A 13996-nucleotide genomic window follows, 5' to 3' on the forward strand; every position below is an offset into this window, starting at 1 on the left:
GGGGTCTCCGACCTCAGAGCCTGAGGTAGATGTCGCGCTTCTCCAGGGAGCGGACGAACATGTAGGAGATGACGTAGAAGACCGCCAGGGCGATCAGGCAGTACCACAGCGGGGAGTCCTTGGGCGTCACTCCCCGGACGGCCCCCGCGACGTAGTGGTGGATGACGTAGGCGGCCAGCGGGTTCATGCCCAGGGTCCCGAACAGGCCGAGCCGCTTCCCGGCGACGTCGCAGGCCGGGATGAACAGGGCATACATCGCGATCGCCAGCCCGCCGGAGAGCAGCACGAACGGCAGGCTCACCAGCTTCTTGTTCACCTGCCAGTAGTTCACCGGCAGGACGTCCTTCGGCGGCGGCTGGACGAACGGCGGCGTCGGGATCAGCGACGCGACCGACCGGCCCGAGGCGTTCGCGAACGGCGGGACCACCGGCGAGGCCGCCACGTCCTTCCCGGCGACCTCGACCGACCCGTGCCGAGTGTCGTACAGGGTCGCCAGCCCGTTGAGCCCGTACCCGAGCGCCGAGAGCACCAGCCCCCAGGTCAGCAGCTTCCTCGCCGCGACCATGGGGGGATGCGCGATCATGACGTCATACACCAGCGTCCCGAACAGCATCGGCACGGCCCAACTCAACGGCCCGAACAGGCCGCCGTCCCACGCCCCCTTGCCGGTGATCCCCAGTAGGTCGTCCACCCAGTTCGGGAGGCCGTAGATGAAGAAGACGTTGAAGGAGTACGCCAGCCCCAGCGCGATCGCCATGAACGCGACGGCCGTCCAAAGCCGCGTTCGGAAGCCGGCCGCGATCACCGGCATGATCAGGATTTGGGCCACGCCGATGATCGCCAGCGTCTCCCACAGATCCGCCTTGAGGATCCCGAGCAGGAACTTGCCCGGCGCCTCGGACAGCTCCTCCCACTTGCCGACGCCGAAATCCTCCGCGCCGTACATCACCATCGAGATCAGGACGAGCGCCAGGCACCGCCAGAGGAACCGCCCATACCCGACCGATCCGGCCTTTTGCAGCCGCTTCACCACCGACAGCCGGTAGGAGAACCCGGCCGCGAAGAGGAACGCCGGCATGATGGTGTCGGCATAGCTGAAGTAATGGTCGTGATGCTTGATGACCTCCGGGAGCGCCTTGAGCCCCCCCACGAAGTTCACCAGGAACATCCCCGCGACGGTGTAGCCGCGGAACTGGTCCATCGAGACGATCCGCGGCGACGACGTCGGCGACGGCGGGGCGAGGCTCATGGGCGGCCCTCGATCTTTGAGGAGCGACGGGAAAGCCCCGCGGGGCGGGGCGATGGGGTCGCACGATCCTAACCGGCGCGCCATCGCGCCGGCAACGGGGCGCATCCCGGCCGCGACGCGCGGGGACGGACGCCCCGCGCGTCGCGGCTCGCGACGAATCGTTTCGGATTGCTCGCCGAGGGGGGAGATGGGGAGGGCGAGGATCGGTCCGGAGTCGGCGACGCTCAGGCCGAGTGGCGGAAGTTCCAGATCGACTTCGAGGACCCGTCGTCCGGCATCGAGAGCGGGCGGTTCAGGGCCCGCGGCCCGTCGAGCGCGAACCGCACGACCTCGCTCGGGTCGACTGGCTTGACGAGGTGGGCGTCGAACCCGGCCTCGCACGACTTCCGGACGTCCTCCGGCTGGCCGTACGCCGTCTGCGCCAGCAGGACAGGCGGGTCGTCCAGGGCCGATCGGATCGCCCGCGCCACGTCATATCCCGACATGATCGGCAGGCCGATGTCGACGAACACCACGTCGAAGGCGCGCTGGGTCGCCAGCCGCAACCCCTCCCGCCCGTCGTGCGCGACCTCGACGCGACAGCCGTAATATCTCAGGAGGGCCGCCTGCGAAAGGGCGAGATCCTCGTTGTCGTCGATGATCAGGACGTGACGATCGTCGCCCGTCCCGTCCTTCGTATCGATATCCATTGTGGTCCCCCCGCCGTCAGGCGGCTGAGCTTAAATGCAAGTCTCGTGCCGGCGGCCGAAGTCCCTCCCGCCCGCCTATCCTCATCGCCCCCCCGCGGGCCGGTCCCGCCGTTCCGGGGGGTGCTGCTCGTTGAAACGATAAAGCGACTGCTGCGCCGCGGCGTCCAGCGGATCGCGGGCGATGGCGAGGTTGAGCCAGGCTCGGGCCTCGGGGATGAAGCCGGCGCGGGCGCAGGCGCGGGCGGCTTTCTCGATGATGTCGGGATCCTCGCGACCGCCGGGGGTGGACATCCGCTGGATGAGCGAGTTGAACGCCTCCAGCGCCTCCGCCTCGCGGCGGAGGGGGACGGCCTCCTCGGGCCGCCCGAGCAACTCATATGCATGGATCAGGCCGAAGACGGCGTCGCGATTGGCCGGGTCGTGCTCGTAGGCGATCCGGAAATAGCGGAGGGCCGCGGCGCCGTCGCGGCGGGCGAGCGCCGAGCGGCCGCGGAGGCGGGCCAGCTCGGGGTCGTCGGGGGGGCCCTGCTCCAGCAGCTCCTCGGCCCGGTCCTCCTCGCGACGGTCCATCAGGATGTTGACCCGCAGGGCCAGGGCGCGGGGGTCGTCGGCGGGGACCGGCTCCAGCACCTCCTCGGCCTCCTCGTACAGCCCGAGCCGGCGGTTGTTGTCCGCCAGGGCGAGGCGCGACTCCAGGTCGTCGGGGTCGGCCTCCAGGTAGTTGCCGAGCGTCTGGGCGACCTCGCCCGGCTCCCACAGGCAGCTTCGCATGAGGCCCCAGTGGAACAGGTTCTCGAACTGGAGGGTCGTGACCTCCGAGAGCGCCGCGAACTGCTCGTTCAGCTCCTTGCGCCGCAGCTGCATCCCCAGGATGAAGATCAGCTCGCGACGGGCCTGGGCCATGCCGGGGTCCAGCCGGATCGCCTCGCGCAGCAGGGCCTCGGCGTGCCGCGCGCGGTCCCGCCTCAGCTCGACCTGGCCGGCGAGGAGCCGGGCCGTCGGGGCGTATCGGCTGGAGTCGGGGATCTCGGCCAGGGCGGCGATCGCCTCGTCGGGATGCCCCCGCGCGACCTCCACCTGCCCCCGCAGCATCCAATCCTCGTCCCGGGGGGGGCGGGCGGCGGCGATCCGGTCGAGGAGCCGGCCGGCCTCGTCGACGCGGTCCTGGCGGAGGGCCGCCTGCGCCTCGGCCCAGAGCAGGTCGGGGTCGTCCGGCGCGCGCGAGGCGAACGCCGCGTAGGCCGCGACCGCCGCCAGGGCGATCGCCGCGAGCACGGCCGGGACCGCCCAGCGACGGCCCTTCCGGCCCCCGCCCGCGCCTCGCGCCGTCGACTCCGCTTGTGATGGACTGGCCATGACCTCGCCCGTGGAGAGAGGAGATTCGTGGGCGTCGAGGGGCGATCGCCCGACCGGTTCGATCATGCCCGCCCGCCCGCCCGCCCGTCAATCCGCGTCGCGCCTCCGGAGGATGTAGCCGCAGCGGGGCTCGTCTTCGCGGAGGAAGCCCGCGGCCTCGTAGCCGGCGGCGAAGGCGGCGGTCATCGCCTGGCGGACGGCCTTGCGCCAGGCCTCGGACAGCTCCGGCGCGTCGCGGCGCAGGTTGGCGACGTCGCGCGGGATCGGGAGCCAGAGCAGGTCCCCGGCCGGCGCGGGGACGGCGACGGGCAGGCCGCCGCGCGTCACGATCAGGCTCGGCGCGTCCCCGGGCTCCTCGATCGGCCGGGGGTCCCCCGTCGTGTCCCACTCGGCGATGACGCGGTCGGTCGGGACGCCCGCGTTGAGGGCGTCGGTCCGGGGCCCGTACATGTCGTCGACGTAGCGGCGGACGCGGGCCCCCAGCCGCGCGAGGTTGAATCGGGCGTTGCCCGACTGGAGCGGGTCGAACGCCCAGGCGATCGCCGACAGCCCCTCGGCGCGGGCGAAGTCGCGCTGGAGCAGCTTCATCTCCCGCCCCAGCCCCAGCGACTGCCGGCCCGGCACGACCCCGGTGAGCTGAGAGTAGAGGCACGTCCGCCCCTCCACCCTCCCCAAAAACCCGAACGACATCCCGACCGCCGCGCCGTCGGGCTCGAACGCCCCCAGCACCAGCCCGCCGTGGAGGTTCGCGCCGACCATCGTCGCGACCGGGATGACGTACCCGTCGTCCTGCAGCCCCCACGCCTCGCGCTGGGCCTTCTGGCAGGCGCGGTAGTCCTCGGGGGTCTCGGCGCGTCGCAGGACGACGCCCCCTTCCAGCACGCGTCGGAGGCTCGACATGTCCACGTTCTCTCGCGGGTACACGGTTTCAGATTTCCATCAGGAGCGCGGCCAGCAGCGCCGCCCGCTCGGGGATCGTGTCGACCAGGACGTGCTCGTCGTCGGCGTGGGCGCCGCCGCCGAGCGCCCCCAGGCCGTCGAGCGTCGGCGCGCCGGCCGCCGCGGTGAAGTTGCCGTCGCTGCCGCCGCCGGTCGCGCCTTCCGTCAGCGCCAGGCCGAGCGCCTCCCCGACACCCCGCGCCCTCTCGAACAGGGCGGCGATCGCGGGCGTGCGCTCCATGGCGGGGCGGTTGAAACCGCCCGCGACCTTCACGCGCGTCCCGGGCGTGACGGCGGCCAGGCCGGCCATCGCGACCTCCAGCGCCTCGGCCCCCGCGGCCGTCACGGCGCGGGCGTCGACCTGGGCCCAGGCCCGCGCCGGCACCACGTTCGGCGTGGTCCCCCCCGCCACCGTCCCGACGTTCACCGTCGTCCCGGCGGCCGGGTCGTTGAGCGCATGGATCTTCAGGATCTGATGGGCCAGCTCGACCACGGCGCTCGCCCCCAGCTCCGGGGCGACCCCCGCGTGCGCCGCCCTGCCCTCGACCTCCACGGCGAACCGGCCGACCCCCTTCCGCGCCGTCTTCAGGGAGCCGTCGGCAAGCGGCGGCTCCAGCACCAGCGCGTGGGCGCTCTCGCGCGCCAGGGCCTCGATCAGCCCCCGCGAGGTCGTGCTCCCCACCTCCTCGTCGGACGTGAACACGACCGTCACCGGCCGCCTGGGCGCCAGCCCGAGCGCGGCGAACGCCTCGAACGCCGCCGCGACGAGGACCAGGCTGGCCTTCATGTCGTACACGCCGGGTCCGCGCAGGCGGCCCCCATCGCGACGGAACGGCATGCGGTCGATCGTGCCGACGGGCCACACCGTGTCGAAGTGGCCGACCACCAGCGCCGGCCTCTCGCCCGCCGGGCCGGGGAACCGGCCGACGAGGTGGTCGCCGCCCCCCTCGTTGGCCACGCGCTCGACCACGCCGCCGAGGCCCCCCCAACGCGCGGCGATCTTGCCGGCGAGGGCGTCCAGCCGCGGCTTGTCGCCGCTGGGGGACTCGTGCTCCACCAGCCCCTTCAGCTCGGCGAGGTAGCCTTCCAGCCGGGCATCGACGAACGATCGGACGGCGTTGGGGTTCATGGCGGGCTCGGGTCAGGCGCCGGCGCGGAGGGTCGCGGCGCGGAGGGTGTTCTTGCGGATCCGGTCGGGGACCGGCTCGACGCCGAGGCCCGGCCCCTCGAACATCGCGATCGCGCCCCGGGTCGCCAGCACCGGCGGCTCCACGACGTCCTCGCGATAGTACTTGTCCGACCCGGACACGTCGCCGGGGAGGGAGAACCCCGGCAGGCTGGCCACCGCCACGTTCGCCGCGCGGCCGATCCCGAACTCGTGCATCCCGCCGCACCAGACCGGGACGCCCCTCGCGGCGCAGACGTCGTGGATCCGGCGCGCCTCCAGCGGCCCGCCGACTCGGCTCACCTTGATGTTGATCACCCGGCACGCCCCCAGGTCGATCGCCTTGCGGGCGTCGTCGGCCGAGTGGATGCTCTCGTCCAGGCAGACGGGCGTCTTGAGCGCGGCCTGGAGCCTGGCGTGGTCGATGATGTCGTCGTGCGCCAGGGGTTGCTCGATCAGCAGCAGGTCGAAGTCGTCCAGCTGCTTCAGCAGGTCGACGTCGTCCAGCGTGTAGGCCGAGTTGGCGTCGACCTGGAGCGCCAGGTCCGGGTAACGCTCGCGGACCCGGCGGACGAGGTCGACGTCCCAGCCCGGGGCGATCTTCAGCTTGACGCGCCGATATCCCTCGCCGAGATACCGGTCGATGTTTTCGAACACCGCGCCGACGTCCGACTCGATCCCCAGGCTCACCCCCGAGAGGACTTCCGACCGCGTCCCCCCCAGCAGGCGATGCAGCGGCTGCTTCCGCGAGCGGGCCAGGGCGTCCCAGCACGCCATCTCCAGCCCCGCGCGGGCGAAGCCGTTCCCCTTCACCTTGCCATACAGGCCGACCAATTCCTCGATGGTCTCCCAGGGCTTGCCCAGGGTCATCGGCCCGAGGAAGTCGTGCAGGACGTGCCAGCAGGTCTCGACGGTCTCGGGGCAGTAGAACGGATCCGACGGGCTGGCGCACTCGCCCCATCCCTCGACGCCGTCGACGACGACCCTCGCCAGGATGTGATCCAGGTGGGCCTTCCGGCTCGAACTCGTCTGGAACGGGCGGATCAGCGGCAGTCGGACGACGGCCAGGTCGATCTGTTCGATACGCATGCCGCCAGCATCGAGCGGATCGCCCGCGCTGTCAAGCTGGCTCACAACGCGAGAGGAGGATCATCGGCCACCGCCAGAGCGACTCTTGCGACGGCCTTCCCCCCCTGGAGGGGGAAGACAGACCGCGAAGCGGTCAGATGAGGGGGAGCCCGCCCGCGGGGCTTCGGACTTCGCAACCTTGGGGCGGGCCGACGGCCCCGGCAGGCTCCTTCGAACTCCGGAAAGCATCTCGCTCAGCTCCCACTCATCCGGCCCTCCGGGCCACCTTCCCCCTCCAGGGGGAAGGCCGTATAGGATGGCCGACCGCGGCGCGCGCCGTCGAGCGGGCCGCGCCGTCAAGCGGCGTCACCGCCGCGAGACGTAAGGGTTGCCGGCGATCATGAACCGCAGCGGCGTGTCCACCCAGTCCTTGGCGTAGTCGACCCCGACCCGAGGGCCCCGCTCGATCTCGAACGTCCCCGGCCCCTCCGGCGGCCTCGCGATCACCAGCTCCCCCTCGGTCAGGTCGTGGCCGTAGAGGGACAGGTCGATCCTCATCGACCGGCAGAGTCGGCCCGGGCCGTTGGTCGCCCCCTCGATCCCCGAGACCGGCTCCACCGCGCGGAGCAGGACGGCCGAGGCGTGATCCCCCGGGCCCGCCACGGCGTTTAGGCAATGATGCATCCCGTAGATGAGATAGACGTAGGCGTGGCCCGGCGGGCCGAACATGACGCTCGTCCGCTTCGTGCGCCCCTTCGACGCATGGGCCGCCAGGTCGTGCGGGCCCAGATAGGCCTCGGCCTCCACGATGCGGCCGATCATCACCTCGTCGCCGATCGTCCGGACCAGGTGCATCCCCAGGAGATCCGGCGCGACCTCGTCGGCCATCCGGTCGTAGAATTCACGCGGCAAGATATCCATGTCGTCATCATGTGGGAGGTACGCGAGGGAGGGTTGACGATCCCTCATGCAAGCGGCGGGCCGCGGGAGGCCGGCGGAATCGCCCCATCCCGCCTCCCCCGACCGCGAATCGGGCGGCGCGAAACCTTCCTGTCGAGCGGGCCGGCGACGGCGTCCGAAGCAATCATGCGAGCCTCGCTCGGCCCGGATCCCGAAATTTCGCGGATCCTTCGGGAATCCATTAGAGATCCCGGGCGCGAGTTGCTAGCATCACCATCGTTCGTTATCTCGGACGTTCGTTCCAGGCCCCGCGGCATCTTCGCGGGAGCCGAAGCTTGTCTGCTATCGTTCGATCCTTGTTCGCCTGGCTTCCAGGAAGATCGATGGGCACGGTCGAGCCCGCCCTTGTTCGTGCGCGATAGGGGCGGGATCGGTCGCGGGCCGATCGAGTTCGCGGCGCGACGCGGCGCCGACATTCCGTGGTCCGTCGCGCCCGCGCCACCCCGTTGGAGTCCCGAATCCGATGTTCTCCCGTCGAGAATGGAAAGACGCGGTGCTGGCGTCGACCTTGGTCCTCCTCTGCTGCGCGCCGCTGGGCTGCGGCGAGACGCCCCCCGCCAGCCCCCCGACGCCCGACCCGGCCGCCACCCCGACCGCCGAGGAGCCGGTCAAGGCGGCCAAGGGCAAGAGGAAGGGCAACCCCGACCAGGACATGGGCATCGCCGAGAAGCGCGAGATGCGCCGCAAGGCCGAGGCGGCCGGCGGGGCGCCCTGACCGCGTCCGATTCCCGTTCACTTGTCACCGATTCTCACCCGTTTCATCGTCTCATGGCCCGTTCTCCCGGAGAGGTCGCCCAATGAATCGCGCGTCCGTCCCGACAGCCCACCGCCGCGGCTTCACGCTGATCGAGCTGCTGGTGGTCATCGCCATCATCGCCGTCCTCATCGCCCTGCTGCTGCCGGCCGTCCAGGCCGCCCGCGAGGCCGCCCGTCGCGCGCAATGCACCAACAACCTGAAGCAGCTCGGCCTGGCCACCCACAACTATGAGAGCGCCAACGGCAGCTTCCCCATGGGGGACAGCAATGGCCGCGACATCACCGGCTCGGCCATGCGCCAGAACTACAGCGCGTTCGTCGCCCTCCTGGCGTACTACGAGGGGGGGACGATCTGGAACGCGTTCAACCAGAACCTGACGATCTGGCTGGGCCCCAACAGCACCGTGACGGCCGCCGGGATGAACACCCTCTGGTGCCCCAGCGACGACGTGACCGGCCTCCGCGCCCCGAATCTCGGCTCCGACACGCAGGGATGGGACGACTCTTACCAGCCGTTCACCTACAGCAGCTACGCCCAGAACATGGGGACGTTGGCCTATCGCTGGAACGACGCCAAGCTGTCCCAGTCCGACGGCATCTTCAACCACACCGGCGGCAGCACGCCCGGCACCCCGAACTCCGTCAGCTTCCCCAGCACTTTCCCGCCGGTCCGGATCGCCGGGATCACCGACGGCACCAGCAACACGATCCTCTACGGCGAGCACGCCCACAGCCGCCTCGTCCCCGTCAACGCCGCCGACAACGCCCGCTGGACGACCAACATGTACATCTCGGGCGACTGGGGCGATTGCGGCTTCTCGACCTTCTTCCCCCCCAACTTCTTCAAGGACAGCCGCCAGGCCGACCAGACCCTGAACCCCGGCGCCCCCGCGCCGAAGTTCCCCCGCGGGAATAACTTCAGCATGACGGCCGCCAGCAACCACTCCGGCGGCGCCAACTTCGCCTTCTGCGACGGCTCGGTCCGGTTCATCAAGAACTCGGTCAACTCCTGGAACCCGGCCGCCCAGGGGGCTTCCGGCAGCAGTGGCGACTGGAACTACGCCCCGACCCAGCAGAAGGGCGTCTTCCAGGCCCTCGGCACCCGCGCCGGCGGCGAGATCGTCGGCGCCGACCAGTATTGATCCCACCGCGACCCTGACGGATTCAACGAGCCGGCCGGGGTGCCTCCCTCCGAGGCCCCGGCCGGCTCCGTTTCGTCCACCCCCCGCCCGTCACGGGCGTCGCGAGGCGACCTTCCTCGCCGGCCCCTTCTCCCGGGTCCCGGCGAGGTCATATGTAAATCGGTTCTCCCCTCCCCGCTCCACGTCGGCCATCAGCTCGGAGCGGAGGTTGTAGCGCGGCGGGACGAGTTCCACCGTCTCCTCGACGGGATTCTCGGGATCCGCGCGGTCCTTCAAGGTCTTGCCGGTCGGCTTTTTCGACCAGACGTCGACGCGATGGCGGCCGAGGCCAGGGCCTTCGGATCGAGGGAGCGAGAACTCCCCATCCACGACCAGGCCGCTGACGACCAGGTCTCCGCCGGCCTCGGGCGTGAAGGTGATGAGCCCCCTCTCCAGGGGACGGCCGTCGAGCGTCACGACGCCGCCGACGGGCTCGCGCGGGGGGCCGTCCTCGCCGCCGCAGCCGGCGACGAGCAGGGCGACCAGCGGGGCGACGAGGCGCGCGGACGCGCGCGGGGCGATCGGGCGTATCACGTTCGGGATCTCCGGGGATGTTCGAGCGATCGATCGAGCGGGCGGGGGCGCTCGGCCCCCGCGCCGGTCAGTAGGAGTCGGACGAGACGATCTCGCCGCCGGCCCGCGTCCCCAGGGCCCAGATCGTGGCCACGTCGACGGAGTCCTTGAGGAACCGGACCGAGCCGTCGGCCAGCAGGACGTTCGCCCCGCCCGGGTGCAGGCTGCTGAGCCCCCAGACCCCCGGCGTCTGGAGCGTGCCCGTGGCGTGGGTCGAGCAGTTGGGGTGCCGCGGGTTCGGCGGGAGCAGGACGTTCCCCAGCGAATAGGCCACCAGGCCGAGCGACCAGTTCTGCCCCAGCGTGGTGCTCTTGCCGTAATAGCCGTTCCGATCCCTGGCCGCCGCCGAGCACTGGGAAGCCCAGGCGAGGAAGGTCTCGCGGGTCAGTTGCGGCGACCCGAGCGAGCCGTTGCCGCGTTGGGTGCCGGCCGGAAACGAGCCCAGGAAGACGATGTCGGTGGGGATGGTCGTCACGTTCGGGTTGCCGCTCCCCGTCCGCCACTCGCCGAAGGCGATCGTGTTGCTGGCGCCGTCGATGATCCCTCGGAGGCCGTGGCTCCGGCCGAACTCGCCGACGTACTCGAAGACGCCGTTCGGCGGGCCGTTGCGCTGATGGCCGGCGAACTCCAGCGTCGCCCCCACCGAGGCGAAGTAGTTCCCCCCCGGCGCCCTCATCGAGTTGAAAAGCGCCCCGGAGCCCTGATGGTTCCAGCCCGGGGGCGTCGACGACGGGCAGAGCATCAGCGCCAGCCGGGTCGTGGTGGTCGTCGAGTTGGCGTGGTTGCCGTAGTGCTCGTCATTGAAGCACGCCAGGTCGAAATTCGCCGCGTTGTAGAGCGCCGGCTGCTCCGTGAAGCCCAGCAGGCGGACGTGCGCGGAGAAGTCGCGGTTGTTCCCCAGCGTCAGGTCGGCGCGACGACCGAACAGCGCGCCCGGCGGGAACGAATCGAACGCGCTATGGTAATTGTGCAGCCCCAGGCCGATCTGCTTGAGGTTGTTCGAGCACTGCGCCCGCCTGGCGGCCTCGCGGGCGGCCTGGACGGCGGGCAGGAGCAGGGCGATCAGCACTGCGATGACGGCGATCACCACCAGCAATTCGATGAGCGTGAAGCCGCGGACGTCGCCGCGACGCGAGACGAACGAGAATCTCTCCATGTGTCCATCAACCTCTCGGCGCGGCCTCCATCCCGTATGGTCGGCCTCGCGCCAGGTCTCGTCGGACACCTCCCGTGGACGGGTCGGCGCTTGATTACGTCGGAGGAAGCCCCCGGCCGTTGATTATCCACCGCGTGCCGGGAGGATCAAGGCTAATTCCTATAATTTCTATCGACTTACAATGGCCGCGCCGTCCATGGGCCTGGATGACCTCGGCGGTGGCCATGAACGGTGGTCATCCGTCTTTTTCGGACGCCCTATTGACGGTTCGCGCCACCTCTCCCCATACTTGCCGATCTGCCGAGACTGAATCTCAATTTCACGCCGCGCCCCGCCCGAGCCGGTCACACTCCCACCGACTCGGCCTGACGCTTCCAAGGGTTGGTTTTCCATGAGAGCTCGCGCCGAGGCTCGCGGATTCACGCTGATCGAACTTCTGGTGGTGATCGCCATCATCGCCGTGCTGATCGCCCTGCTCCTCCCCGCCGTCCAGGCCGCCCGCGAGGCCGCCAGGCGTATGCAATGCACGAACAACCTGAAGCAGCTCGGCCTGGGGCTGGCCAACTACGAGAGTAGCGTGGGGGCCCTGCCCCCCGAGGTCGTCCTGTCCGGCTCCGGCTCGACGGTCACCTGGTGGGGGGCGTGGAGCGTCCACGGCCGCGTCCTGCCGTACCTCGAGCAGGCCGCGATGTATGACGCGATCAACTTCAACCTCAGCTACAGCACCCCTCAGAACACGACCGTGGCCGGGGCCGTCGTCACGGCCTTCATCTGCCCGAGCGAAGTCCGGCCCGAGCCCCGGCCGCGGGGCGACGGCAGCCGATACGGCGTGACCAACTACGGCTTCGCCATGGGCGACTGGCTCGTCTGGGGCGGCTTCGGCGGCGCGCAGAATCGCAGCGCCTTCGGGCCGAACCGCAGCCGCCGGCTGGGCGAGTTCCGCGACGGCCTGAGCAACACCGTCGTCGCGGCCGAGGTCAAGGCGTACCAGCCGCAGATGTCCAACTGCCGCCCGTCGGGCGTTGTCGGCCCGAACGACGTGCCGCGACCGGACGCCGACCCGCTGACGGCGGCCCCCGAGTATGCCGGCGGCTGCGCCATCAACACCAACGGCCACACCGAATGGGTCGAGGGGGTGGTCCACCAGTCGGGCTTCACGACCGCCTGGCCGCCGAACTTCCAGGTCCCCGGCGGCCCCAACCGCCAGGACGACGTGAACATCGCCGGTATGAGCGAGGGCCGGGGCGGGCCGACCTACGCCGCCGTCGGCTCCCGGAGCTACCACCCCGGCGGGGTGAACGCCCTGCTGGGCGACGGGTCCGTCCGCTTCGTCAAGGAGACGATGAACGGCCTGACCTGGCGGGCCCTGGGCACGGTCGCGGGCGACGAGGTCATCAGCTCCGACGCCTACTGAGGACCGGCCGCGGTCTTAACCAGTAGCCGATCCGCTCGTCCGGGCGGAACGGCTGCCTGCCTCGGGCCCGACGGCCGGCGGCCAGGACGCGTCGGCGACGTTGTAGATCTGGAAGGCGACGGCCGTGACGCGTCGTTGCCGATCGTGGCGTCGCCCGCCGGGCCCCCCTGCCCGATCGCCCGCCGTGGGCCCGGCCGAGCAACGGCTCGGAGCGGCGTCACGACCCCGCGGGGGCGGGGACGCGGATCGGATCGACGAGTTCCCGCATCTTGCGGAGGCCCGTCGCGGCGACGACGGCGGGGTCTTGCGCCCAGTATTCCTTGTTGAACAGCTCCAGCGAGAGCATCATCGGGGAGCCGCCGGCGGCCATGGTCTCCAGGATCCAGCGGATCGGCGCGACGCCGTCGCCGGGATAGACGCGGTCGGAGTCGTTGAGCTGGGACGGGTCGGGAACCTCGGGATAGTCGTTGAGGTGGAATGCCGGGATGGCCGCCGGGTTCACGAGCCTCAGGCCCTCGAACGACGAGCCGCCGCGATGCAGGTGGTAGACGTCGGGCAGGACGCACGCCTTCGGGTGGCCGGCGGCGGTGGCGACGTACACGGCCTCGGCCAGGTTGCCGAGCGTCTTCGAGAAGCCCCAGACCTCGACCGCCGGCACGACGCCGAACTCGTCGCCCAGCTCCAGCACGGCGCGGTAGCGCTCGGCCAGGCGAGGGAGTTCCACCGGCGCGTCGGTCACGCCGGCGGCCGGCGCGGCCACGCGCTTCGCGCCGATCTTCCGGAGCGTGTCCATCGTCCGCCTGGCCGACTCCAGCCCCTTGCGACGCCGCTCGGGATCGTCGGCGGCCCACTCGAAGAAATCGATGGCGCTCTCGACGGTTAGCCCGGCGTCCCGGATCCGCTTGCCCAGGTCTTCCAGCGAGCCCCCTTCGTCCTTGTAGCGGTTGATCTCGTCGAGCCACGGCTCCAGGCACTGATAGCCGGCCTTCGAGACGATGTCGACGATCTCCACGATCCCCAGCTTCTGGCCGCGGATCGTCGCCGTGTTCAGGCCCAGCATGAACGGCCCCGGCGCGGCCGGCGCCGGCGACGGCGCCTCCTCGGCGGCCGTCGCCAGGCCCCCCAAGGCCAGCGCGCCGGCCATCCCGGTCAGGGCGGCGCGACGGTTGAACTCGATCGGTCGGGTCGTGGAGGCGGTGGGAGTCATGGGAGCGGATCCGGAGCCAAGCGGGGGTTCGTGGACGTTCGCCGTGCGCGGATATTAGACCACATCGCGCGGCACCGCCCAAGGACGCCCCCCCCGCCCTCGCGAGTCGCCATCGAAATGGTTCGGTACGAACGCTCTTCCCCCCTGGAGGGGGAAGACAGACCGCGAAGCGGTCAGATGAGGGGGAGCTTGCCTGCCGAGCCTCGGGGTTCGGAACCTCGGCCCGGCCGACGGCCCTGGGGGGCCCTTCCGAACCGCGTCGGCCGTCTCGCTCGTCCCCCCC

At 70.9% G+C, this 13996-nt stretch carries 13 protein-coding genes; 3 read left to right on the plus strand and 10 right to left on the minus strand.

Annotated features, from left to right (window positions below):
• Positions 1-13 precede the first annotated feature (13 nt).
• From WG209_RS02425 to WG209_RS02455, 7 genes are all read right to left on the minus strand, one after another.
• Positions 14-1249, minus strand: coding sequence for a heparan-alpha-glucosaminide N-acetyltransferase domain-containing protein (locus tag WG209_RS02425; protein WP_337173403.1), 1236 nt, complete (start codon positions 1247-1249; stop codon positions 14-16).
• A 224-nt stretch (positions 1250-1473) separates the two neighbouring features.
• The gene (locus tag WG209_RS02430) at positions 1474-1938 is read right to left on the minus strand and encodes a response regulator (RefSeq protein WP_337173404.1); all 465 of its coding nucleotides are present in this window, start codon (positions 1936-1938) and stop codon (positions 1474-1476) included.
• An 81-nt stretch (positions 1939-2019) separates the two neighbouring features.
• The gene (locus WG209_RS02435) at positions 2020-3294 is read right to left on the minus strand and encodes a tetratricopeptide repeat protein (protein WP_337173405.1); all 1275 of its coding nucleotides are present in this window, start codon (positions 3292-3294) and stop codon (positions 2020-2022) included.
• 87 nt (positions 3295-3381) lie between these two features.
• The gene (locus WG209_RS02440; protein WP_337173406.1) at positions 3382-4194 is read right to left on the minus strand and encodes a hypothetical protein; all 813 of its coding nucleotides are present in this window, start codon (positions 4192-4194) and stop codon (positions 3382-3384) included.
• Positions 4195-4222: 28 nt separating this feature from the next.
• Entirely contained in the window at positions 4223-5362 is a 1140-nt protein-coding gene (locus WG209_RS02445; protein ID WP_337173407.1) for a M20 family metallopeptidase, read from the minus strand.
• Positions 5363-5374: 12 nt separating this feature from the next.
• On the minus strand, positions 5375-6487 hold the full coding sequence (gene menC, locus WG209_RS02450) for an o-succinylbenzoate synthase (RefSeq protein ID WP_337173408.1): 1113 nt from the start codon (positions 6485-6487) through the stop codon (positions 5375-5377).
• 345 nt (positions 6488-6832) lie between these two features.
• Positions 6833-7387 (minus strand): DNA-3-methyladenine glycosylase, encoded by a 555-nt coding sequence (locus WG209_RS02455; protein WP_337173409.1) that lies wholly within the window; start codon positions 7385-7387, stop codon positions 6833-6835.
• 502 nt (positions 7388-7889) lie between these two features.
• Between WG209_RS02455 and WG209_RS02460 the strand changes: the two genes are divergently transcribed.
• Complete coding sequence (locus WG209_RS02460; protein WP_337173410.1) at positions 7890-8141, plus strand: hypothetical protein; 252 nt, start codon at positions 7890-7892, stop codon at positions 8139-8141.
• 82 nt (positions 8142-8223) lie between these two features.
• Entirely contained in the window at positions 8224-9324 is a 1101-nt protein-coding gene (locus tag WG209_RS02465) for a DUF1559 domain-containing protein (protein ID WP_337173411.1), read from the plus strand.
• A gap of 90 nt (positions 9325-9414) precedes the next feature.
• On the opposite strand, the gene WG209_RS02470 is transcribed toward WG209_RS02465, so the two are convergent.
• Together WG209_RS02470 and WG209_RS02475 are read right to left on the minus strand one after the other, a co-directional pair.
• Complete coding sequence (locus WG209_RS02470) at positions 9415-9897, minus strand: hypothetical protein (RefSeq protein WP_337173412.1); 483 nt, start codon at positions 9895-9897, stop codon at positions 9415-9417.
• A 67-nt stretch (positions 9898-9964) separates the two neighbouring features.
• Positions 9965-11092 (minus strand): DUF1559 domain-containing protein, encoded by a 1128-nt coding sequence (locus WG209_RS02475; protein WP_337173413.1) that lies wholly within the window; start codon positions 11090-11092, stop codon positions 9965-9967.
• Positions 11093-11483: 391 nt separating this feature from the next.
• Here WG209_RS02475 and WG209_RS02480 point away from each other — a divergent pair, with 391 nt between their 5' ends.
• Complete coding sequence (locus WG209_RS02480; protein WP_337173414.1) at positions 11484-12506, plus strand: DUF1559 domain-containing protein; 1023 nt, start codon at positions 11484-11486, stop codon at positions 12504-12506.
• 217 nt (positions 12507-12723) lie between these two features.
• Here the strand turns inward: WG209_RS02480 and WG209_RS02485 are convergent, their stop codons facing one another.
• Positions 12724-13713 (minus strand): sugar phosphate isomerase/epimerase family protein, encoded by a 990-nt coding sequence (locus tag WG209_RS02485; protein WP_337173415.1) that lies wholly within the window; start codon positions 13711-13713, stop codon positions 12724-12726.
• Between the last annotated feature and the right edge of the window lie 283 nt (positions 13714-13996).

The organism is Paludisphaera sp., from assembly GCF_037189885.1.
Lineage (GTDB): Bacteria > Planctomycetota > Planctomycetia > Isosphaerales > Isosphaeraceae > Paludisphaera.

Bases quoted from the DNA above. Each gene is read 5' to 3' on its own strand.
- WG209_RS02425 (WP_337173403.1), bottom strand. From the start codon at position 1,249: ATGAGCCTCGCCCCGCCGTCGCCGACGTCGTCGCCGCGGATCGTCTCG.
- WG209_RS02430 (WP_337173404.1), bottom strand. From the start codon at position 1,938: ATGGATATCGATACGAAGGACGGGACGGGCGACGATCGTCACGTCCTG.
- WG209_RS02435 (WP_337173405.1), bottom strand. From the start codon at position 3,294: ATGGCCAGTCCATCACAAGCGGAGTCGACGGCGCGAGGCGCGGGCGGG.
- WG209_RS02440 (WP_337173406.1), bottom strand. From the start codon at position 4,194: ATGTCGAGCCTCCGACGCGTGCTGGAAGGGGGCGTCGTCCTGCGACGC.
- WG209_RS02445 (WP_337173407.1), bottom strand. From the start codon at position 5,362: ATGAACCCCAACGCCGTCCGATCGTTCGTCGATGCCCGGCTGGAAGGC.
- menC (WP_337173408.1), bottom strand. From the start codon at position 6,487: ATGCGTATCGAACAGATCGACCTGGCCGTCGTCCGACTGCCGCTGATC.
- WG209_RS02455 (WP_337173409.1), bottom strand. From the start codon at position 7,387: ATGGATATCTTGCCGCGTGAATTCTACGACCGGATGGCCGACGAGGTC.
- WG209_RS02460 (WP_337173410.1), top strand. From the start codon at position 7,890: ATGTTCTCCCGTCGAGAATGGAAAGACGCGGTGCTGGCGTCGACCTTG.
- WG209_RS02465 (WP_337173411.1), top strand. From the start codon at position 8,224: ATGAATCGCGCGTCCGTCCCGACAGCCCACCGCCGCGGCTTCACGCTG.
- WG209_RS02475 (WP_337173413.1), bottom strand. From the start codon at position 11,092: ATGGAGAGATTCTCGTTCGTCTCGCGTCGCGGCGACGTCCGCGGCTTC.
- WG209_RS02480 (WP_337173414.1), top strand. From the start codon at position 11,484: ATGAGAGCTCGCGCCGAGGCTCGCGGATTCACGCTGATCGAACTTCTG.
- WG209_RS02485 (WP_337173415.1), bottom strand. From the start codon at position 13,713: ATGACTCCCACCGCCTCCACGACCCGACCGATCGAGTTCAACCGTCGC.